The sequence below is a fragment of the Vibrio sp. Vb1574 genome (assembly GCF_033338675.1).
In genome coordinates this window covers 1-23,100 of sequence record NZ_JAWOTC010000002.1, presented here as the reverse complement: position 1 = coordinate 23,100, position 23,100 = coordinate 1, and the positions used below count along the sequence as shown (strand labels likewise).

General features: G+C 42.9%; 18 protein-coding genes, 1 tRNA gene and 1 pseudogene. 12 read left to right on the top strand and 8 right to left on the bottom strand.

Annotated elements, in window-relative coordinates; all coding sequences use genetic code 11:
- The first annotated feature begins 275 nt into the window (after window positions 1–275).
- Both rnb and R7O12_RS01810 read left to right on the top strand, forming a co-directional pair.
- Window positions 276–2,279: an exoribonuclease II gene (gene rnb, locus R7O12_RS01815; RefSeq protein WP_054579642.1), complete on the top strand. Its 2,004-nt coding sequence runs from the start codon at window positions 276–278 to the stop codon at window positions 2,277–2,279.
- A gap of 71 nt (window positions 2,280–2,350) precedes the next feature.
- On the top strand, window positions 2,351–3,160 hold the full coding sequence (locus tag R7O12_RS01810) for a helix-turn-helix transcriptional regulator (RefSeq protein WP_053307810.1): 810 nt from the start codon (window positions 2,351–2,353) through the stop codon (window positions 3,158–3,160).
- 33 nt (window positions 3,161–3,193) lie between these two features.
- Here R7O12_RS01810 and R7O12_RS01805 read toward each other — a convergent pair whose 3' ends face one another.
- Window positions 3,194–3,547, bottom strand: coding sequence for a DUF3024 domain-containing protein (locus R7O12_RS01805; protein WP_017635751.1), 354 nt, complete (start codon window positions 3,545–3,547; stop codon window positions 3,194–3,196).
- 266 nt (window positions 3,548–3,813) lie between these two features.
- Between R7O12_RS01805 and R7O12_RS01800 the strand changes: the two genes are divergently transcribed.
- Window positions 3,814–4,638, top strand: a complete 825-nt coding sequence (locus R7O12_RS01800) for a phosphate ABC transporter substrate-binding protein (protein WP_017635752.1) — start codon at window positions 3,814–3,816, stop codon at window positions 4,636–4,638.
- A 63-nt stretch (window positions 4,639–4,701) separates the two neighbouring features.
- On the opposite strand, the gene R7O12_RS01795 is transcribed toward R7O12_RS01800, so the two are convergent.
- Window positions 4,702–5,382 (bottom strand): MaoC family dehydratase, encoded by a 681-nt coding sequence (locus tag R7O12_RS01795; RefSeq protein ID WP_005375670.1) that lies wholly within the window; start codon window positions 5,380–5,382, stop codon window positions 4,702–4,704.
- A gap of 329 nt (window positions 5,383–5,711) precedes the next feature.
- Here R7O12_RS01795 and R7O12_RS01790 point away from each other — a divergent pair.
- Window positions 5,712–5,802 (top strand) — tRNA-Ser (locus tag R7O12_RS01790).
- Between the two features lie 161 nt (window positions 5,803–5,963).
- Here the strand turns inward: R7O12_RS01790 and R7O12_RS01785 are convergent.
- Entirely contained in the window at window positions 5,964–7,514 is a 1,551-nt protein-coding gene (locus tag R7O12_RS01785; RefSeq protein WP_318125575.1) for a PAS domain-containing methyl-accepting chemotaxis protein, read from the bottom strand.
- A 285-nt stretch (window positions 7,515–7,799) separates the two neighbouring features.
- Between R7O12_RS01785 and modF the strand changes: the two genes are divergently transcribed.
- Window positions 7,800–9,254 (top strand): molybdate ABC transporter ATP-binding protein ModF, encoded by a 1,455-nt coding sequence (modF, locus tag R7O12_RS01780; RefSeq protein WP_025768975.1) that lies wholly within the window; start codon window positions 7,800–7,802, stop codon window positions 9,252–9,254.
- Here modF and R7O12_RS01775 read toward each other — a convergent pair.
- A complete protein-coding gene (locus R7O12_RS01775; RefSeq protein ID WP_025768976.1) occupies window positions 9,242–10,714 on the bottom strand; it encodes an EAL domain-containing protein in 1,473 nt (490 codons plus the stop codon). The two genes, modF and R7O12_RS01775, sit on opposite strands and share 13 nt — an antisense overlap.
- A gap of 347 nt (window positions 10,715–11,061) precedes the next feature.
- On the opposite strand from R7O12_RS01775, the gene R7O12_RS01770 reads away from it, so the two are divergent.
- The 3 genes from R7O12_RS01770 (at window position 11,062) to R7O12_RS01760 (ending at window position 15,976) form a co-directional block, all read left to right on the top strand.
- On the top strand, window positions 11,062–11,796 hold the full coding sequence (locus R7O12_RS01770; protein WP_005386192.1) for an IclR family transcriptional regulator: 735 nt from the start codon (window positions 11,062–11,064) through the stop codon (window positions 11,794–11,796).
- A 6-nt stretch (window positions 11,797–11,802) separates the two neighbouring features.
- A complete protein-coding gene (locus R7O12_RS01765; RefSeq protein WP_025768977.1) occupies window positions 11,803–12,642 on the top strand; it encodes an arginase family protein in 840 nt (279 codons plus the stop codon).
- Window positions 12,643–12,949: 307 nt separating this feature from the next.
- A complete protein-coding gene (locus R7O12_RS01760) occupies window positions 12,950–15,976 on the top strand; it encodes a DUF6701 domain-containing protein (protein WP_318125574.1) in 3,027 nt (1,008 codons plus the stop codon).
- A gap of 64 nt (window positions 15,977–16,040) precedes the next feature.
- On the opposite strand, the gene R7O12_RS01755 is transcribed toward R7O12_RS01760, so the two are convergent.
- The 4 genes from R7O12_RS01755 to pcp all read right to left on the bottom strand — a co-directional run bounded on the left by R7O12_RS01755 (window position 16,041) and on the right by pcp (window position 19,653).
- A complete protein-coding gene (locus R7O12_RS01755) occupies window positions 16,041–17,333 on the bottom strand; it encodes a DEAD/DEAH box helicase (protein ID WP_025768979.1) in 1,293 nt (430 codons plus the stop codon).
- 170 nt (window positions 17,334–17,503) lie between these two features.
- Window positions 17,504–18,490: a CobW family GTP-binding protein gene (locus tag R7O12_RS01750; RefSeq protein WP_025768980.1), complete on the bottom strand. Its 987-nt coding sequence runs from the start codon at window positions 18,488–18,490 to the stop codon at window positions 17,504–17,506.
- Between the two features lie 63 nt (window positions 18,491–18,553).
- Entirely contained in the window at window positions 18,554–18,817 is a 264-nt protein-coding gene (locus tag R7O12_RS01745; RefSeq protein ID WP_017635759.1) for a hypothetical protein, read from the bottom strand.
- Window positions 18,818–19,014: 197 nt separating this feature from the next.
- A complete protein-coding gene (pcp, locus tag R7O12_RS01740) occupies window positions 19,015–19,653 on the bottom strand; it encodes a pyroglutamyl-peptidase I (RefSeq protein WP_025768981.1) in 639 nt (212 codons plus the stop codon).
- Between the two features lie 289 nt (window positions 19,654–19,942).
- Here pcp and R7O12_RS01735 point away from each other — a divergent pair, with 289 nt between their 5' ends.
- The 4 genes and pseudogenes from R7O12_RS01735 (at window position 19,943) to trpB (ending at window position 23,001) form a co-directional block, all read left to right on the top strand.
- Window positions 19,943–20,191 (top strand): hypothetical protein, encoded by a 249-nt coding sequence (locus R7O12_RS01735; protein WP_005375646.1) that lies wholly within the window; start codon window positions 19,943–19,945, stop codon window positions 20,189–20,191.
- A gap of 306 nt (window positions 20,192–20,497) precedes the next feature.
- Window positions 20,498–20,710 (top strand): cold-shock protein, encoded by a 213-nt coding sequence (locus R7O12_RS01730; protein WP_005375644.1) that lies wholly within the window; start codon window positions 20,498–20,500, stop codon window positions 20,708–20,710.
- A gap of 359 nt (window positions 20,711–21,069) precedes the next feature.
- Window positions 21,070–21,351, top strand: a pseudogene (locus R7O12_RS01725) (S1 RNA-binding domain-containing protein); the annotation flags it as partial.
- A gap of 426 nt (window positions 21,352–21,777) precedes the next feature.
- On the top strand, window positions 21,778–23,001 hold the full coding sequence (gene trpB / locus R7O12_RS01720) for a tryptophan synthase subunit beta (protein ID WP_005375643.1): 1,224 nt from the start codon (window positions 21,778–21,780) through the stop codon (window positions 22,999–23,001).
- Window positions 23,002–23,100: the final 99 nt, after the last annotated feature.

Below are 23,100 nucleotides of genomic sequence, written 5' to 3'. Positions count from 1 at the left end.
GGAGGCGGATTATTCCTTAAAAGCATAAAAAAATCCAGAAAAAATTGAATTACATCACAATTTATTCTCAACAATGGTATTTTTAGCATATTTTTCCACCAGCCCTACCATTCCCCGTAGATTCGCGTAACTCACAGATGAGAATTTCATCAATATTTAAGCCAATTTCTCGTGGTTAAATTGGCAAAATTCACGGCGAAATTACGCTCCACAGGTAGTAATAATAGCTCGCAATGATTATAGTGTGCCCAACTCCATAGGTAATTTAAGAAAAGATGTTTCAAGATAACCCACTACTCGCTCAGCTTAAGCAGAAAATCCAAGAAAACCTGCCCAAAAAAGAAGGCTCAATAAAAGCCACAGATAAAGGCTTTGGCTTTTTGGAAGTGGACAGTAAGACGAGCTTCTTCATCCCGCCTGCGTACATGAAAAAGTGCATGCACGGTGACAAAGTCGTCGCCATTATCCGCACCGAAAATGAACGCGAAGTTGCAGAGCCACAAGAGCTGCTGGAACAAGCCGTGACTCGCTTTATTGGTCGAGTAAAAATGTTCAAAGGCAAGCTCAACGTAGCACCTGATCACCCACAGCTTAAAAAGCTATCTCTTAAAGCGAAACTAAAGAAAGGTCTAAAACCTGACGAGTTCGCCGAAGGTGATTGGGTTGTCGCACATCTTATTCGCCACCCTCTAAAAGGCGATAATTCCTTCTTCGTAGAAATTTCTGAAAAAATCACTGACGCGAATGATAAAATTGCGCCTTGGTGGGTAACGCTTGCTCAAAACGATCTACCAAACTCTGAGCCAGCAGGCATCGATAACTGGGAACTGAAAGACGACGCGGAGCTAGAACGCGTAGACATGACTCATGTTCCATTCGTCACTATCGACGGTGAATCGACTAAAGATATGGACGATGCGCTGTACGCGAAGAAAACCGTATCTGGCGATTTCGAACTCACCATCGCTATTGCGGACCCAACCGCCTACATCACACCTGAAGATGAAATGGATAAAGTAGCACGTGAGCGTGGCTATACTATTTATCTTCCAGGCCGCAACATCCCGATGTTACCTCGTGATTTAGCGGACAACCTATGCTCTCTGATTGAAGGTGAAACCCGCCCTGCTATTTGCTGTACCGTAACGGTAAGTAAAGATGGTGTGATTGGCGACGATATTAAATTCTTCGCAGCAAACATCAAATCACATGCACGCCTAGCATACGATCACGTGTCTGATTGGTTAGAAAACGGCAGCTCTGAAGCATGGACGCCATCTGAAGAGATCGCGACTATCGTTCGTGATCTTTATGAGTTCTCTCTTGCTCGCGCTGAATGGCGTGAGAAAAACGCAGTGGTCTTCCCTGATCGTCCTGACTACCGTTTTGAGCTCAGTGAAGATAACGATGTAATCGCTATCCACGCAGACATGCGCCGCAGTGCAAACCGTCTTGTTGAAGAATCCATGATTACCGCAAACATCTGTGCAGGTCGTACATTACGCGATAAATTTGAAACAGGTGTCTTCAATACGCATGCAGGTATCAAGAACGAGAAGATTGAAGAAGTGGTTCAACTTGTCAATCCAGAAGGCCAGTTGGAGTTCACAGCGGAGTCTATTGCTACGCTAGAAGGCTTTGCTGCGTTGCGCCGCTGGTTGGCAGCTCAAGAAACGTCTTATCTAGATAACCGCATTCGTAAGTTCCAAGCATACAGTGAGGTGGGTAATCAGCCTCTGCCTCATTACGCAATGGGTTTAGACATCTATGCAACTTGGACATCACCAATTCGTAAATACGGTGATATGATCAACCACCGTATGTTGAAGGCCGTCATCCTTGGTAAAGAACCCGTACAAAAACCAGATGACCAAGTAGGCGAAGAGCTAGCTCTACATCGTAAACATCATAAAATCGCTGAGCGAAATGTCTCAGATTGGCTATATGCACGCACGCTTGCTGATGAGCCGAGCAAGAAAACTTGTTTCACAGGTGAGATTTTCGATATTAATCGTGCAGGCGCACGTGTCCGACTTCTCGAAAATGGCGCAGCAGCCTTTATTCCTGGTGCACTAATTCTTGATAATAAAGAAAGAATTGAGTGCAATGGCGACAACGGTACCATCTCTATCGATAAAGAGGTCGTATACAAACTTGGGGATACATTGGAAATTGTCCTTACGGACGTAAACCAAGAAAACCGCAGTTTAGTTGCAAAGCCAACCCAGGTATTCGCTGAACAACCAGCAGCACAAACAGAACAGACTGTAAGTGAATAATACCGAATGAAGTCAAAAGGCGCTCTATTGAGCGCCTTTTTTATTTGTTATGTAAAACGATAAGAAAGAGTATGCCGAACATTGAGATCATTCGCTTTAATCACTTCACTGCGCGCAAAAGTGAGCGTTACACTGCAACACATAATGGGTTATATATTGTTGAAGAAGGTGCCCTATTAGTTCATCAACCTAATGGCGAGCAATTTGAACTTAAAGCCGGAGATTTCACACTCTATAACTCCGCAGATCTGAGCAGTGCAGAAGCCGTCTCTAGTGACGGAGGCTTTAAAGCACTGGCTTTAGTCTTCAATCCAAATATATTCTGTGACTTTAAGAAAGCGCACCCGATGCTACGTTCCAAAACGGAAGAAAGGCGCTTCTATCCTTTTTCAACGCAATCCAGTAGCGAAGTAGCACAATTGAAGGACATGTTGGTTAAGTTAGCGAGTCGCAATGCTCCAGACTACACACAAAGCCATATCGCAATGGCATTGCTGTCGTTGATGGTTGAGGTAGAGCCAAACATCCTATCTATCATAGATGACGCAAGTAGCCTGAGCGACTCTCAAAAAGCCATTAAGTACATTGAGGGTAATATTGAAAAAGACATCACGCTAGAAGGCTTAGCGGCTCATATGAGCATGTCCATCGCAACCTTAAAACGTCGCCTCGCCGCAGATGATCTTTCGTTTTCTCAGATATTAAAGGTGAAACGGATAAACTTCGCAGCAACCCAACTGCGCAAGTCAGAAAAATCAATAACAGAAATAGCGTTTGAGTCTGGTTTTAAAAGTGCAGCGCATTTCAGTACAGCATTTAAATCCGTTTACAACATGACCCCCAAAGACTTTAGAAACCAAGTCGTTAAGCCTAAAGTATAAATCATGTCGGCATTCGCATCCGTTGGGCTCACCCTATTCCCAAAAACACGCTTGAGGATCACGCTCCAATTCGTTGAGTAAGTCCTCAAGCATTCGGCTAAATGGAAGTGGCTTATAAGGCACCCACCTTAACAGCTCGTTGTGATATGTGGGAACATAGAAATACCAAAGTTGGTTGTCCTCATCAAACATGATCTTCGCGACGGGAGAAGTATACTCGCTATGCTGGGAGTCGAGGAGAAAATGCGCCCGATGAAGCTCAACGCCATTTTCTACTAGCTCATAGAGGCACTTGCCCTGTTCGACAGGCAAGTTAGCATTACGCGCAGAGCAGAGCGATTGAACTGATTTGTATAAACGACTTGTCGCCATTTGGGACACTGACATCAACGTTCTCCCGATGGATGATAGTTAGAGCTGTCGATCCTAGTATATAACCTTTACATCATCACCGATGGTAGTTATCTACCTAACTCAAGTATAAGATAGCTATATTATCATTTGCCCAGATTATCATCTCAATCCACTTGGAAACGCTAGCTCCATCACCTCTTGACTAGAAACAATTCCCCTGTTTAGCGCTAACAGTTCACAAAAGTGTAACCTGAACGCAATATCATAAACTCTGCTTTATCCCGTATATGGAGTTTAATATGTTACGTTTTACTGTGGCGACGTTATTGGCCATAGCAGTCTCCCTCCCTACCATTGCAAAAGAAATCAACATCTCGGGTTCAACTTCGGTTGCTCGTGTGATGGATGTACTTGCTGAGGAATACAACAAAACACACCCAGACGATTACGTTGCTGTTCAGGGCATTGGTTCGAGTGCTGGTATCACCATGGTCAATAAAGGAGTAGCCGAAATAGGCATGAGCTCTCGCTATCTGACTGAAAGCGAAAAAGGTGAAGATCTCAATGTATACCCTATCGCTTATGATGGCCTCGCTGTTGTTGTAAACCGTACCAACTCTGTAGAAAACCTTTCTCAGCAACAGCTGTTTGATATTTACAAAGGTAAGATTAAGAATTGGAAAGAGGTCGGGGGCGCAGATCAGCCTATCGCGGTGGTTACTAGAGAAGCGTCTTCAGGTTCACGTTACAGCTTCGAAAGCTTGCTGGGACTGACCAAAATCGTTAATGATCGCCTTGTCTCGGATATCAGCCCAAACAACTTGGTTGTAAACAGCAACAGCATGGTAAAAACCATTGTTAACCATAACACTCGCGCCATTGGTTTTATCTCTGTAGGGTCAGTAGATCGCTCGATCAAGGCGATTCAGTTAGATGGTATTGACCCAACCTCGACAAACATTAGCAATCATAAGTACAAGTTGGCGCGACCATTCCTAGTGCTATACAAAGTAGATAAGATTAGCGATGCAGGTAAAGGTTTTATCGCTTTCCTTCGTTCAGAGCAGGGACAAAAAGCGATTGCAGATTACGGTTATACGCCAGTAAAAAACTTTAATCAGTAAAAATGAAAAAGAGAGCACCCTGATGCTCTCTTTTACTATGTCGTGTTCTATCCGGTTTCGGAATTAGAAATGCAGTTGAATTACAGAGACCACAACCGCACCAGGTCGACGAATACCTTCAATTTCCACTTTAATTTCGCGCTCAATCTCCAAACCTTTTTTGATTGGCGTTACTTTTGTTAACGTGCTGACTGCACGAACATTATTGCCTGCTTTGACAGGGTAAGGGAAACGGACTTGGTTTAAACCCAAGTTAACTACCATTTTAGCTGTTGGGAACATTGGCTTGTCTGGATCGACTGAATCCGTCAGTTTAGGCAGCAATGCTAATGTTAAAAAGCCATGAGCGATAGTTGTCTTAAATGGAGATTCAGTTGAAGCACGCTCTGGATCTGTATGAATCCATTGCATGTCTTCCGTTACCGCACCAAATTGGTTAATACGTTCTTGAGACACATGAACCCAATCACCAGTGTGAATAACTTCGCCAATTTTTTCACTTAACTCGTCATAAAGCTTTTGAGCCTCAGGTGCCATTACGATCGGTGCAGGTTGAGGTGCAACTTCTTCGTTGACGGCTGGCTGCTGGTGATCACGAACTTTTGAGAAAAGAAAGCTATTTTGAGCTTTCCCCAAAAAGTCACTCCAATAATCGCGTAACGTTGGAGACATCCAATTCATAAACTCGGATTGATGAGCAGAAATCGCATCAACTTTGTCTTTAAATAGATTTGTGACCTTCATAAACACCCTTAAGAATTCTAAGCACAACTGGCTATACCAGTTAATTTTGAATTAGTTCACAAAGTCTTGCAAATACTTTCGGGCGAACACATGTACCCTAAAAGCATGTTATGTCTTATATATCAGCAAGATAACAATAAAACACCATTTTATTGACGTGCGCCAATATAAAGTAAAAACTCTATAAATTGGTACTTTTTGTCCCTTTTTCACTCCGTTTTCAAACTGTCCAACATCACATCAGTGATCATAAAACAAGCAAACAGTACTTCTATTATAATTCAGCACTTTACAAGTCGGACTATGCTCCTTATTATACCGCCCACAACGGAGAGATGGCTGAGTGGTTGAAAGCACCGGTCTTGAAAACCGGCATACGTTAATAGCGTATCTAGGGTTCAAATCCCTATCTCTCCGCCACTTATTTAGAGAGCTCGCATTTATTGCGATCTCTCGTCGTTTTAGCTCTTACAAAAACGAGATTTAGAAATCCTCGCTCGTAAGCGAATCCAGCACTTCACTATATTCCAGTTAAAAGCCCGCTAATGTTTAGCGGGCTTTTAACTTCGATTTTCTAAAGTTTAAGCAAACTTCTTAATCATTTCAGACAGGTCATTGGTGCAATTTTGCACTTTGGTGTTCATATGATTCGTTTCAGTCATCAGTTCATACGATTCACTGTACTTTAAATTAAGCGACTGGATGTTTTCATTTATTTCATCCGTTACATAAACCTGCTCTTCTATCGCGACCGCAATTTGTTGGTTTCGTTCGACGACGTCCTGAACAAGGGACTCCAGTTGTTGAATGCTATCCAAAGCAGTACCTAGCAATGTTACCGTTCCGGTCGACATTTCATTACCTTTCTCTAACGCAGAAACCGCTGATTTGCTCCCATTTTGAATCCCTTCAATGGCCGATTTAATCTCTGTTGTCGATTCCTGAGTTCTTTTAGCTAAGGTTCTCACTTCATCTGCTACAACGGCAAACCCTCTGCCTTGTTCGCTTGCCCTCGCGGCTTCAATTGCAGCGTTCAACGCTAATAAATTAGTTTGTTCGGCAATACCATTGATGACTTCAACAACGGTTCCAATTTGCTCGGTTTGTTGGTTCAAACGTATGACCACTTTAGATATTTCGCCGAGCTCACCCACCAGCTCTAGTACCGATTGGTTAACATTATCGATAACGCTACGGCTGTCTATCATCGTATTTTGCGCTTCTAACGTAGCCTCGGCGGTCGCTTGAGCATTATTTGATATCTCAGATGAAGAGGCTTGCATCTCGTTGACCGCTGTTGCGACCGAGTCAATCTCCACTTTCTGTGCGCTTAAGTTCTCCGTCACTTGCTGGCTATTTGTCGCAGCACTGTTAGCACTTGCGCGCGTTTTTTCGCAAGAGTCTTTTACAGACACGCCAACGCGCCCCAATAGCGCATTGGCAAATTGCTTACGCATCTTCATACCCAGCTCAATCTCAGCCAGATCGTTGATTCTTCCGCAATAAATATATTCCATGAGTGGATTGTTGAAGTCTTGCCTAGCCTGTTTAGCGAGCTTCTCAACTGGTCTGGTTAATACATAAATAGAGAAAACGGAAAGTAACGCAACAACGCCAAACGCTATCACTGGTGATTGATTCATTTGTAGAATGAGTAAGCCAAGAAGGTTTGAAATTAAAAGGAAGAAGGCCGATCTCATCCACAAACGTGTACGAGGAAGATACATTTTCCACGGCTTACGATTATTTCGAAGCTTCGAATACGCTTTTTCCGCTCGCTGGATGTGTATACGCTCAGGTTTAAATCTCACTGATTGGTATTCCACAACTTCACCATTAGATTTTATAGGAGAAGCAAACGCGTCAACCCAATAATAGCCGCCGTTTTTACGTCGATTTTTGACCATTCCCATCCAGTGTTTGCCAGTTTTCAGGTGAGTCCATAAATCTTTAAAAGCCTGTTTTGGCATATCAGGATGACGCACAACATTGTGGGGTTTACCGATAAGCTCCCCTTCATCAAACCCCGCTACTTCATTAAAGTTTTCACTGGCATATTTGATGTAACTGGAGGTATCGGTAATGGAAACTAGGCTGTAACTCGAAGGGTAATCGTATTCCGTTTCACTCATAAACATGTGTCCTTACATTGATTAATTAACAAACGGCAAATATGAATTTATCAGCATAACATTTACATGCATAATGATAGATTGATTCAAAAATAAAACAAAATTATTGACAAGCTTACTTGTTACTTAATGACTCTAGTCGCATTTTTATCCTCTAATACAAGGCTTCGTTGATATGCACAAGACTGAGCACTGTTCAAAATTAATACACAAAAGCGCTTCCGTACTGAGTTCGTAAATTGTTATAAGTAATCCACTAAAACGAAAACAAGGAAGACAAACACAATGACTATTCACTTTCGTCAGCTTGCAGCTAAGAGAAACACGACACACTTGTTTATTGACGATTGGAAAATTAACACTCAGCAGTCTTGGGGGATATTCAGCGCGGATGGAGATATTGGCTCTCTGCTTGGAGACCTTATTTGTGATGAAATGTCACCAAATAGTGGGGAAATTGAGCTAAATGGGCTATCCGTTGCGCAAGTGTCGTTATCAGAGCAACAGCGATTACTGGAAAGAGAATTAGAAAAAGATGATACGGATTTTCTTGATCGTATCGACCAAGGAAGCACTGTTTATTCATTAATCCTAGAACAGAGCCAAGACACTAACTTAACTGAACAGCTAGTTAATGATCTCGACCTAAGTCATCTTAGAGATAGTGGCTTCCGTGTTCTCTCTACCGGAGAAACCAGAAGAGTAATGCTCGCCCGAGCTTTAGCCACACAACCTGACTTAGTATTACTCGATAATCCATTTACTGGCTTAGATATTGCGCACCGAGCTGCTCTCGCTCGCTATTTACACTCGCTTTCTCAAAATGTGCAACTACTCATAACCTTCTCTCGCGAATCTGACATGCCTGAGTGGATCAATAGCATCGCGCTTTTCAGTGCAGGAAAGCTTGATAGTACAATGGATAAGTCCAGTTGGGATAATCATCCAATCATTGGACAAATTAAATCTCAGTCAGAACAACAGAGTGAAGAAATGATGAGCTTGATACGTCAGCATCAGCACTCGACACCATTCAACAACCCAATATTTGAACTAAAGAATGGGGCTGTTGAATACACCGATAAGAAGATTTTTACTGGCTTGAACTGGCGCATAGACAAGGGCCAACATTGGCAGGTCAAAGGTCCAAATGGTTGTGGAAAGAGTACCTTACTTGGATTGATCTTTGGCGATCATCCGCAATGCTACAGCAATGACATTGATATTTTTGGTAAAAAGCGTGGTACTGGCGAGACAATCTGGGAAATTAAGCAGCATATCGGTATGGTGTCTTCAGCGCTACACCTCCAATATCGAGTCAATTGCAGCGCATTAGAAGTCATTTTGTCAGGATTTTACGATTCGATTGGGTTGTATAACCAGCCAACTCGCAAAGAGATGGATATTGCAAACGAGTGGCTCGATATCTTACATATGAGCCAGTACAAAAAAACCTCATTTAAGCAATTAGAGTACGGCCAGCAGCGACTATTACTGATTGCAAGAGCCATCGTGAAACAACCCACATTATTGATTTTGGACGAGCCGTATCAAGGGTTAGATTTTTTGGGTAGACGGTTAGTTAAGAACACACTTGAACTCATCGCTAGAGAGAATTTAAGCCAACTATTGTATGTGTCTCACTACCAAGAAGACCGCTTAGATAGCATCAAAAATGAGTTAGAGTTTGTGTTTGATGAAAATGCTCAGTGTTATAGAGCTAACGTCTACCAATCATAATGACTTCGCTGCGCAAGCTGCTCATAAGGTAATGGTTTGGAGTACAGGTATCCCTGATGATATCTCACTCCCATCTGCTTTAAGTGTTCAGCTTGCGCTATGGTTTCCACGCCTTCAGCGATCAATTGTACTTGTAATTCTTCCGCGAAGTGAACCATCGCTTTTAAGACAGAAGCACTAAGGCTAGGAATACCAATGGTTTCGACAAAGCACTTATCGATTTTTAAGTAATCTATGCGCATGTGCTGTAGAAATGCTAACGAGGTTTGGCCAGTTCCAAAATCATCGATCAGCACATCAATACCATGCACTCGCAGCGCTGCAATGCATTTTCTCGCCTCTGAATCAATGAGCTGACGCTCCGTTATCTCTACCCCTAATGAGACTTTGTTTCGGCTCAACTGTCTGTCGAGCAATTGAATTTTTCTGATCGCGTTTGGTCCGACTAAATAACCAGGCGGCACGTTAATACCAAGGTGGACAGGCTGATCAAAGCCTAATTTACTGAAGTCCTCTGCCGCTTTATCCAGAACGAAATCAGTAAGTAAAAAAACCAATCCACTTTGCTCTGCCGCAGGGACAAACTCATCCGGAGAAATGAACCCCTTACTTTGATGCTCCCATCGCACTAGCGCTTCAAACCCGAATAACTGGCCGGTATCAACGTTAACTTGCGGTTGGTAATACAGGGTCAACTCTCCTCTTTTTATCGCTCTTTTAAGATCCAGTATCAAATTGCGATGAGGATCAATAAACTTATTCAACGCATACAAGCAAAGGTAGATCACGAAAATAATTGGAATTGAGTACAAAAAATAGGAAAGTGTTCTCTGTTTGACGAAAAGATCGCTGGCTTCGCTCAAAGCTTCATACTCAAACATTTGCGACGATTTGATACCGATAGGATTACTTCCCGCTCTTAATGCTCCTTCAGGTGAAACTTGCTCATGGATAAACAGCGCAGAACGTTTTAGGCGTAAATCGTTGTTAAACCCTATTGTCGCATTAAAGTAGTCATGATCGATAATCGTTACGGCTTGATAACCGCGCTCTCCTTCCGTTACCACTAGCAAAAACTGATCGTACAAGCTATCAACACTACCAAGCGCTAGCGTTTGTCCCTTGGGAAAGGTGATGTGCTCAGCTAACGGTTTAGAGATACTTCCCAATTTCGAAGAACAAGTAATGACTCCCTCTTTCACAATGAGCATTTCTTCAATATCTCGTTCAAACATTAAGCTTTGCTGGAGCTCTTCACATCGTTCAGGGTGTAGCAGCGCCGTGCGGTTTTCTGTCTCTATTTGGAATAAAATTTCATCTGCAATTTGCACATTTTTTTCTAATAAATGATTGAGGTTGTTTTGCACGCTTTCACGAGCTAAATACAAAACCTCTCCAATAACCAAAGGAATAGGCAGAAGAAAAATGATGGCTTTTTTAAAAATCGCCTTATTCAGCATATAAAAGTAACCTTTTATAAAACCGATTTACTGAGATGGTACCTCGATTCCGATACCCGCTAGCAACTCACGTTTTTAACATTATTTGTTTGGATTAACTCAGTATGCGAAACGCTGAGTAATACCGCAAACTAAACAATGTCTTAATCACTCCTGTTCCAATTTAGTATCAAGCGCCTCAAACCTGAGACTTTAATTCGACACCATGTTATGTCTATCGGTACTTGCGAAAGTCTTTACCTGTCTGTTTCTCATCATGTAAGAATTACCCATTAAAATTATTTTTCTTTTCTCAGTGATTAAGAATTATATTTGTCGTAACTCCTACAACACGTTACAACACTCTCATGACGACAAACAAAGCTAATGCTAACCAGGTAAACGAAAAATCACTGCAGTTGTTAATGCAAGTTGCAGTTAGTCCGTTCCCAGTTTCTGCGAAAACGCTAAGCGAGCAATTGAACGTTCCTTTAAGCAGCCTTTACCGACACTTAAAACTGCTTAAAGAGTGGAACTTGATCGAAGAAAGCGTTCACGACAAGACATTTGTCGTTGGTCCGGCGGCATTATTACTCATGCACAGCTATGAGACCGCGCAACATGGGCTCGACATGGTCGAAACCATACTGGCTAGGTTGGTACAACAAACCGGGGAAATGGCCGCTTATATGGTACCAGCGGGTTATCGTGCGCTTTGTGTCAGACAGAAAGAAAGTATGCAGGCGCTGCGTTGCAGCTTCGTCCAGGGTCAAAGTCAACCTCTGCTGCGCGGTGCCTCATCTAAAGTGATGCTCGCTTTTATGCCTCAAAGTCGATGCGAGAAAATCTTGAGATACTTTAATCAAGATCACCGACGCGACGAGTGGGAAAAAGAGCTCACAACCATCCGTAAACACGGATATGCCGTCAGTACTTCTGAGATTGACCCTGGTGTTTCAGGTATTAGCGCACCGGTAATGAAAGGAAGCAAACTGATTGGCGCAGTCTCGGTGATGGCTCCGGCCCACCGAGTCGAAAAGGATAAGCAGCGCATTATTTTACATGTACTGCAAGCGGCAAGGGCACTACCACCAGAAAGGTAATTCATCATGTTAAGCTTTTTCAAACGCTATAAACTCCATCACACAGTGAAACAGCCGCAACATTACCCTTTTTCTTTTATGACAGTGTGTGAGTATTTGCCACCCATGTCTAAGGGCGCGTTTGAATTAGCTGATCAAAGTTTGGAAAATGCTAGTGATTGGCTTTACCAACAACATGATCATGAAACCGCTGAAAACTTTGGTCACTTCAACCACGACAAGCTGGAAAATGGCGAGTTTCAGGAAGCATTAAGCCTTTCGCTTTCTCGCCACTCAATTCCTGTTTTAGTCACTAACTGTACCGAGGCAATCTTGTCCATGTTACCTGTGGTCGTGTCCTATCGAGACGAAGTGGGTGTGGTAAATATTGGACATGACATGAACTTGAAACCAACACTTGAACCACGTTTAGGCTCGGCATTTCATTTTGCTCTTTCTCGCTATCAAAACGTGCGATTATTTTTTGCTGGTGTTAGCGAACAAGATACAAAGCAAGAAACGTGGGAATACGCGGAGGATCAAGGTTGTGACTGGGTAACCGATAAAGAGTTTTCTTTTCGTCATCGCAATAATGTTAAGCAACAGATCGGCAATTACCTAGACCACTGCGACCAAATAATCATTAGTATCGACCTTGGATCTCTAAAAACCAAAAACAGCCTTGATGGCGCGTCAGAAATTGATATCCAAATGGTTCTACGCACGATTAGGCAATGTTTGGTTGCAGGTAAAGTGAGAGCAATTCAGCTCGTTGGCGATCGAGATTGTCTGGTGTATTCGAGACAAACGAAAGCCATACTAGAAGAGTTATATCAGATGGCTCCACTCATCGTTCACGCTGCCTAGCGTTATAAACGTTCAGAATCAGGATCGCGTCCTTCCTGATTCTGAACCAACATGCTTACTTATTATCCTTAACTAACAAATAGTTACACATATAAATCGACACACATCACACTTGCCTCTTGAACTAACCTGACACTTACGTTGTAATAAGGCCGCTAAACTTTGGTATGACATACGAAATAAAAAATAACCAAAGTTCAATAACTAAGCGGCTTCAGAACAAAAAAGTACCGCAGCTATTCCAATTTCAGTGAGCATTTGCTCACGCTCGCTTGATGCCATCTTGTTCCACTCATTAGGACATTTGATGATGCGTCTTTGCAGTATTTTCACTGCGGTTCTTTTTTTACCGCTAACCTCACACGCCACCACTTATGACGTAAAAGATCTATCTGAGTTAGGTCAACTTTGCTCACACAAGAGTTTTAGTATCGAAAGCGATGGCACGACTTATCGCTGTACAGGGAAACTAGTCCTACCCGCTGGTGATAAAATTGTCTCCTCATTACCGGAAAAAGAGATAACATTAAAAGCAGATTATGGAATTGTGTTAGAGGGGAATAATACAATTGGTGAACCCAATAAACGTATCTCTCTACACGCCCTCGCTACCGGATTAACGGTTAACAATGAGAAAGCATCAAACCTCGACGATTACCAAAACAAGCACACTGTTATCTATGGTGATCTTCTATCGGCTTATCCAACAAAGCTGCATAACGTACTCATCGATGGGGATATAGAGCTAACAGGTGAGGCCCTTCATATTAATGGTGAGTACAACACCATTATTGGTGACATTTTGACTCACAGCACGACCAATATATTTAATACAAACATCTGTGGTAAGGTCGAATCACAAGGCGAAACACTACACCTAAAAACAAACCATCCTTTACAAGACCATTTTGTCGTCGGTGATGTTTCTGCGCACAAATCTCTGATTATAAAAGATATGTCGATCTATGGTACGGCTGAATCTGTAGGATCGTCAGCTACATTAAGTGGCTCATTCTATAGTTCCACCGCAGCAATTAAATACTTCCAAACATTGAACTTCAACAACGCTCCAAATCAGCCTAGTCAAGTTTGTGGTGAAATCCAACAAACGCCAGGAAGTGCACAAACGAAAGCACAAGACAACAAATACACGCAATACTGTGGATTGGGCGAGGCTGATTGTCACTACTCTTCCCAAGTCTGTCCAATCACCCCTCAAGATGTTCCGAATTGCAGCATGCAGCCTCCATCGGAGAACGACTTAAACCTCAGCGTCACACCATCGGACGACATGGCACTGATGTGCGGCGACGATCTTCCGCAATTTACAGCAACAACAACCAATAATGGAGAAGTTGTAAGCGCAGAAGTCAGTGCTGTCCTATCACACCCTGACTTGTTCACTTTAGAGGTGGTTAAAGGTCAGCAGACATTAGGAGCCAACCAATTTATATCTGACGAGAATGGTGAACTTGTTGTTCGAGTGGTTCCGAATAATATTGATACGATCTCGTTAGATACCAACTACACACTAACTTTCACTATGGCGAAAGACACGAGCAAGCATCAAACTGTTCGCTTTATGTTTACGCCATTTATGTTTGAGGCCTACTCAAAGACGAAAAGCGCAACTTTAAATGAAATACGCGTTATTGCAGGTAAACCAGAAAACGTGCATACGCGATTGCTTGCTTGTGCCTCCACCGGCGAACCTGTAGTGGCAAGCAACTACAATGGTACGCCTAAGATTTTTCATCCATTGGTTCAACCATTAGGAGGAAGTGAAGGAAACTTTAGCTATTCAGCGGAATTTAAAGACGGCTTGTCTGAACATGGTCTTATCACGAACGAGTCCGGCATATTTGAAGTGACATTGTCCGATCATTTTGAATGTGAGGGATTTGAAGAATGTCCAGAAGAAGGCAAAGTGGAAGTGAAAGGGACATTTAATGTGCACTCGCGACCATGGACACTCGCTATTTGTGACAACCAACGTGCTTTGCCTTCTGGCACCTCTGAACAAGGAGAAGGGTTTCTTGCTGCCGGAGAACTTTTCTCTCTAACGGTGAAACCAATCATTTGGCAACCTGACGGCTCTGTAAGTGGGTCTGTTGAATCAGCACGCTATTGTGATGCTTCTATCACCCGTAATTTTACGCTTGATGACGCTCCAGCAGCATCGGTTGTCTTGTCGAGTGAGCAACATACGCCATCAGAGACAGCGAACCAAACCTCAAAATTGCTAAAAAGTAGTGACTCACTGGCTCAGGCGCATAATTCAGCCAAGAATGATCAATTCGTCTTTAATGGATTATATTGGGAAGAAGTCGGGAGCTTGAGAGTAAAAGCAAACCTAGAAAGTAAATATCTAGGTATAACTGTGAACGAAGGCTATCGTTACATTGGTCGTTTTTACCCAAAATATTTTCAAGTGCAAGACCAAGAATGGCACTACCCACATGGCCAAACTTTTGCTTACATGAATCAACCTTTTGAGAAAGTCACTTACGATGTTGTCGCACTCAATGCGAATAAGGAAAACGTGAAGAATTACGTCCACTTTTCGTCTAACCTTCAACAACATTTCGATTTAGGCGAGCTAAGCTCATACTCCGATCGGTTTTTGCCGCCTAAGCCTAAGAAGGTAGACTGGAAACTACTGGGTAGCGCGAGTGTTGGAACGTTTGTTATAGAGAAGCCCTCGACCAATGCGACTTGTAACAATAGCCCATGCTGGAAAAAGAACACGACAGATAAGCAATATCCTGATGGCCCATTTAATAAAGGGACTAACAGTGACAGCAGCAAAATAGGTATAGTCACGACTAAAGCCGTTGATGAGGTAAACTTCTTCGACGATAGCGAAGTACTCACAAAACAACCAGACATTCGATTCGGTCGTTTGAACTTTCAAGATGTAGGTGGCAACCAAGGCATGGTGATCAAAGTGCCACTTGCTGTAGAAACTTGGCAAAACGGTCGATTTATGACTAACTTCGATGACAGCTCAACAACGGCGAATGGTGAATATTACTTCAGCACGCCAATTTGGTCGAATGCGCCTGCAAACAACGCCATGCTTTCTGGAGTTGGGACAATGCATGTTGGCAGGATGACCGATATCGTTGCAAGCCAAATTGACTCAGCACGCGAGCAAATACAATTCCACCTGGATTTAGACGGCTCAGGTAATCGCATCCCTTGGCTGAAATACGATTGGGATAACACGACAAGTGAAGAGGAAAATCCACCTGTTACAGTTACGTTTGGTATTCACCGAGGAAACGATCGCATTATTTATCGTGGTGAGCCAAATATGCTTGGCCTAAATTAACGCGAAACGACAAAACAAAAAAAGCCCCTCAATTGAGGGGCTCTTTTCACACAGACTGTGTAATTTACTTTGCGCCACGACGCGCTTTCAGGCGCTTCACCATAGCAAGACGACGCTCTGCCGACCCTTGGTCTGTTGCCGACTGGTTCGGATTATTACGACGACCTTGACGATTCTTGAATGCTGGTTTTGAGTGCAGCTTTTCAATGTAAGATTCACGCTGTTTTGGTTCATAGCCAGCAAGCTCAATACGGCGAATTCGCTGCTGGATTAGATTTTCAACCTGAACAACCGTGAGTTCTTCATCTCGATTTACAAATGAAACGGCATGACCTTGTTTACCTGCACGGCCTGTACGACCAATTCGGTGAACGTAATCTTCCGCTAGGAAAGGCATGTCATAGTTCACAACGTGAGGTAAATCTTCAATATCTAGACCTCGAGCAGCGACATCGGTAGCCACCATGACACGTGCTTTACCGGACTTAAACTCTTCTAGCGCACGACGACGAGCGCTTTGAGCACGGTCACCATGACAAACCACCGCTTTGATACCATCAAGTTTCAGCTCTTTTACAACGTCGTTTGCGGTCTCTTTGTAGTTCACAAATACCAACACTTGTTTCCAGTTCTTACGACCAATCAGCTCCGAAAGCAGTTCCGTTTTTCGCTCTTGATCAACTGGATATAACACGTGAGCAACTGTCTGTGCTGTCGTATTCGCTCGCTCAACTTCAATACGCTTAGGCTTACGCAGGATATCTTTTGCTAACAGATTTAGTTGGCTCGAAGTCGTTGCCGAAAACATCATGATTTGTGGGTCTGTATCCACATCCAGCATGATCTTACGAACTGCATGAATAAAGCCCATATCCAAGATACGGTCTGCTTCATCAAACACTAAAAACTCTAAGTGTGCGACCGAGACATTACCTTGTTCAATGTGCTCTTCCAATCGACCAGGTGTAGCCACTAGGATATCTACACCGTTTTCTAATGCCGTTACTTGAGAAGACATTTTACGGCCACCGAAAATCGCAGCCACCGACAGGTTCGTGTACTTCGTGTAAGCTTTGATGTTGTCAGCAATTTGTTCAGCAAGCTCACGAGTTGGAGCCAAGATAAGTGCGCGAGCAGTCTTACGAGAAGCGCTACGGTTACTGTCTAGCAGCTGCTGAATCATAGGCAGAGAAAACGCAGCCGTTTTACCAGTACCTGTTTGTGCTGTAGCGAAAATATCATGGCCTTTGCGAGCCATTGGAATCGCCTTCTGTTGAATTGGCGTTAACTTTTCATAACCGCATTCTGCCAGTGCTTTAACCACTTCTGGCGCAAAACCTTGAGATGAAAATGACATTGAGCGTATTCCTTAAACAAACCACTAAAAATAGCTTTAAAAATTTAGCCGTGCACTATACCCGAATTTGAGTGATTTATCTCACTTTTCTCATTGAAATCCTACAAAAGAAAAAACGGTGAGCACAGATATATTAGTGGTTCACCGTTTTCGTTTAACCTTTGCGCGATTTAATGTTTGATGCCAGATAACTGAAGGAGAATTCGCTCAAGCTCATCCCATGGCAACAGCTGAGAATCTATCACTTCTAATCGTGATTCAAAGCCTTCTAAGCTGATTTCATTCACCGACACGACTCTGTTGGCAACATTAAACGCGTAACAACCTTGATCCGTATTGACCACTGCTTTAACACGTTCAGCCGTTAAGTCCGAAAGCATTGAGAAGAGTTTATCAAAATCAAACGTGTACTCTGCCCCAAACAACCACCCGCAACTAAAATACCCTTGCCCTTTGTTCTCTTTACGCACAAAGGCTTCACCTGGCGGCAACTGGAATTGAGGCTCTTGGTGAGCATGGTCATGATGATGTGACTCGATATGGGAAGAAGCGCTGCCGTAAACCCGTTCGATATCCAAGACTTCTATCGGTAACTCACCATCATGAATAAGCTTACTGAATACTTTTGAGGGAGATTGGTCCGTCACCCAGTCATTAAACACATCAATGTCGTGACTGGTACAAAGGTCAACCTTACTGCCTATAACCACATCTGCGCTGTCTAACTGGTCCACGAAATTTTGGTTAGAAAGATACTTTTCATCACTTAAGTTACGCGGATCAACCAGAGCGATCGTCGCTTTTAGATCAACGTAAGGTTCATACTGTTCTGAGGTAAGCGTCGCGATAACCTGTTTTGGATGACCAAGGCCTGTCGGCTCAATCAATAAACGGTCCGGTTTTTGGCGCAGTAACGCGGTAATACCGACCGACATTGGCACGCCCGCCGTACAACACATACAGCCACCCGGCACTTCTTTAATCAGCGCACCTTGGTCGGTCATCAATGCACCATCGATGCCAATCTCACCAAATTCATTGACCAAAACCGCCCAGTTTTCGTTTTCCGGTTTGTTCTTCAGTAGATTTAAAATCGTGGTCGTTTTACCGACACCCAAAAATCCGGTCAGTATGTTGGTTGGTACTCGATTTGACATGCTTATCTCCGACACGTTAGTGCATTAATGCTCCAGCAAAGTATACGGAGAATGTGACTCGCTTCAACGCTTTTTATCGCGCTCATCAAGCTCATTGCGTGATGCGTGGGTATACATTTTTTGAGAATGATCAGAGTGACTTATCAACTCTGAACGCTTCATATCAGAAAGATACATACTGGTGTAAATGACGCAGGCAAAAAACGCGATAATAGCGACTACAATGGGAAGAACTCCGAGTGTATTTTCGAATTTAAGCGCAGCGATAGCCAATGCGAAAACAACGACAGAGATAAGTGCGATAGACTTACTTTTGTTGCTTTTCATGATAACTCGCCTTTCGTAAGGGTAGCCCCTAATACCTCCTGTATTAGGGGAGTGCCAGTTTGAACAACATCCAACCTGACTATTCAATGCTACTCCTTTCGCTACTTGTGAAATTTGACAAAGCTAACATTTATTACAACATCAAACGATGAACTTATTACTAGCTTTCAGACACTTAGTGGACTGTAAAGCACTTACTAGCAAATCGACCCGCCGCTGACCAATATGTCGTTTTCATTGGCAATACAAACTTGCGCCACCAGCCTTAGCCCTTCGACTATCATCTCCAGAGACATGGAAGGCTGACTGCCATCTACTGCTTGTTCTGGCAATAATGGGATATGAACAAACCCATGACGAATAGGTTTGTCTTTTAGATAATGTTGGATCCCATAAAAAAGGTGGTTACATACAAATGTTCCGGCACTGTTGGAAATCTGGCTAGGTATCCCCTGCTTTTGCAGCGTTTGAACAATACGCTTTATCGGCAGTGTCGAGAAGTAAGCATCAGGACCATCAGCCACCACGGGTTCATCAATCGGCTGATGCCCAGCGTTATCTGGAATACGAAAATCATCGACATTAATTGCGACACGTTCTGGGGTTATCGCGCTACGCCCGGCCGCTTGCCCTACAGTAATTACACAGTCTGGCTGGTGCGCTTCTATTGCTTCAATAACGACTTTCACCGAGTCATATCGAACTACGGGGACTGGGCAAGTAACTATCACACCGCCTTTTATGGCCGCAGCCTCTAATTGCTTGACCGCTTCTAAGGCGGGGTTAATGGCGTCACCACCAAAAGGTTCAAAACCGGTAATCAGGACTTTCTTCATAACAGCCTTTAGGAAAAGAGTTTTACAAATTATTGCACTCCCCTTCACCCCATCCAATAGCAAAAGTATTGATGAGATAAACCAGACAACATTATGTGACTCATGTCTAACCAGAGAGTGTTTTCTGCCCCATTGAATCTAGGCAAGTTCCGGACTATCGAGACTAACTTATTGATGATTAGTGGCAGGGCAAAGTTCTCTCATTACATGACGCACGTAGAAGCTTGGTTTCCACGCTTAACTTAGGTAGAGTACGCGACCGCAATGCAATTCGAAGAGATTGAATACAATGAATATTGATAACCATGTAATCGAAACGATTGAAGAGTTGGAGGCATTTCTGCATTTAGTAGAAAGCGGCGCTCTAGGCCTTGAAGGTGTCACTGGCGTTGCGCTAGCCACCTCTAATACCGATGGCCGTCCATTTGTTGCCGTATTAGGAGAAAAGCACCAATTGCTCCTTGGCCGCTGGGTTTCGCAGCACGTATATGACAATGGTAAAGACATCGTTCGTAACGGCCCAACCAGAAAACACTAAGCGCTAGACGCCACCTATAACATCACGCCGTCTTATACACCAAGCGTATGCTTTGAAAGCAATGCGCTTGGTGTACTCAAAAAATAAAAAAGAAAAGGCTAGCCTTTATTAATTTTGTCGGTATACTGCACATCAGCTCTTACGGAAAGAGCTATTAATGTAATTAAAGATCAAAGTTTCTCTCAGTTCCACATCGAATTCCTCGTTTACGTTCCTGCGACAAAATAGTTATCTCTAAAATCATATAGTAGCACTTGATATTAGCTAAAAATTCAATATTTAAAACAATCAAATATAGAGGTATCTATGTCTAATAAATTAACTGGTTCAGTAAAATGGTTCAACGAAACTAAAGGTTTTGGTTTTATTTCTCAAGACAATGGCGGTGATGACGTATTCGTTCACTTCCGTTCTATTGTTTCTGAAGGCTTCAAAACTCTTACTGAAGGCCAAAAAGTATCGTTCGTTGTTGAACAAGGTAACAAAGGTTTACAAGCAGCTGAAGTAACTGCACTGTAATTCTTTGTGTGGCATCAATGTTGTTGGTGCCACAATCCCCTTCCACTTGTTACTGCCCTTACTATTCTCTATCTAAGTTTATATACCCAAATCACTTACCTCTCCCACACCATCATTAATCACTTTCAATAAAGTCACTTTGGTATACATCTTTAGGTAATCACACAACCTACCTTGTAATTCCAGTTTGGAACTAAATTAATCTCATTCATATCTGAATCACTTCGCTTCATGCTTTGCTCATAAAAATAAAGTTTATAAAATAAAAGCGATTGGCGAATATAAGAGAAAAAATGAAATTAAATATATCTGCTCAATAAATAAATTCTAATAATTACGAGCACATTATCCCTAGCTGAGAGATTGAGTTTGCACTGAAATGCCATTACATGAAGCCATTTATCGGACAACACTTCATAGGGACAGCGTCTGGATTCACACACTTCGGAGCATTTGTTGAGTTAGAGGAAAACCGAATCGAAGGTCTCATTCCTTTACCAACTTTCCAAAATGGTGAGTTCGAATTTGATGCAGTCAAACAAAAAATTTCCATCCAGAGCGCCACGTTTACTTTAGGGACCAAAGTGCACGTGTTGGTTAAAGACACCGATTCGAAACAAAGAAAGACATGTTCAACTTAAAAGATGCGGAACACGCGGTAGGTTAGCCTGTTTTAGGTTACTTTCTAATCCATTAATCAAAAATAAAAAATAAACTTTTAATACCGCAATTAACTTGTGACATTTCGCTGACATCGACTCATTCTAAAACCCTAATATCTGACAAAGGAAACGAATCTAATTTTTGTTTCCAGACACCATCGCAGAGTGTATTTCCAGCATTCTGTTTGCCTCGAGAGGTTCTTATGACAGCCTAGGATCTCTCGAGGCTTTTTTGCACCTATTCAAACCACCTGATTCTACATCACAACTATTATCCCCTACACAAGCTGTACTTTTTAACTAGTGCACTAGATCGCGAACTCTGATTTAAGCAACTGATCACACAACCACTTCTAAATTTTGGGTATAAAAGTATCAATACTTTCGTTAACTAGGATGTAAATAATGAAAAACTCGTTTGATCTCACTATGCCCAACGAAGAAGGATACTTTGGTGAATACGGTGGTAGCTTTGTTCCACCTGAGCTTGAACAAATCATGCATGACATCAACGCAGCTTATGAGGAATGCAGCAAAGATCCTGAATTTAAAGCGGAACTCGCTCGCTTGTATAAGCACTTTGTTGGACGACCTAGCCCAATCTTCCATGCGGAAAACTTGTCTAAAAAATACGGAGCAGACATCTACCTAAAGCGCGAAGACTTAAACCATACAGGCGCACATAAAATTAACCACTGCTTAGGGGAAGCCATTCTCGCTAAAAAGATGGGTAAGAAGAAACTGATTGCTGAAACTGGCGCAGGGCAACACGGTGTTGCGCTTGCTACAGCCGCGGCATTGGTTGGCTTGAAATGCGATATTTACATGGGTGAAGTTGATATCGCCAAAGAACATCCGAATGTCGTCCGCATGAGAATCCTTGGTGCTAATGTCATTCCTGCCACTCATGGGCGCAAAACCCTCAAAGAAGCGGTAGATTCTGCATTCGAAGCTTATCTGAAAGATCCTGATACACAACTTTATGCGATAGGCTCTGTCGTTGGCCCTCACCCATTCCCTAAAATGGTGAGAGATTTCCAATCAATTATCGGTAACGAAGCACGAGTTCAATTCAAAGAAATGACCGGCAAGTTACCCAATAATCTCGTCGCATGCGTTGGAGGTGGTTCTAACGCGATGGGGCTATTTACTGCTTTCTTAGAGGATGAACAAGTCGCCATTCACGGCGTTGAACCTGCGGGCCGCTCTTTGCAAAAGGTTGGCGAGCATGCTGCAACACTCACACTCGGTGAGCCAGGTATCATGCACGGATTTAAGTCTTACATGCTTAAAGATGCACAAGGTGAACCTCAGGAAGTGTACTCTGTAGCAAGTGGCTTGGATTACCCATCGGTTGGACCTCAGCATAGTTACTTAAAAGACATTGGCCGTGTCAATTACGGCTCAATCAGTGATGACGAAGCGATTGATGCCTTCTTTGAGCTGTCTCGTGAAGAGGGAATAATTCCTGCTATTGAATCCTCACACGCTGTCGCTTACGCAATTAAACTCGCGCAGCAAGGAGAAACCGGCTCGATTTTGATCAACTTATCAGGCCGTGGTGACAAAGACATTGATTTTGTCGTTGAACACTACGGCGCAAAATACGGCATTGAATCACTCATATAGCCTAACCCTACATGCAAAAAGCGTAAGCGTTCACCGAGGTATCTTGACTTACCAGATCTGAAGAAACATATGCAGTTTATAGATCAAAAACGTTTGGGT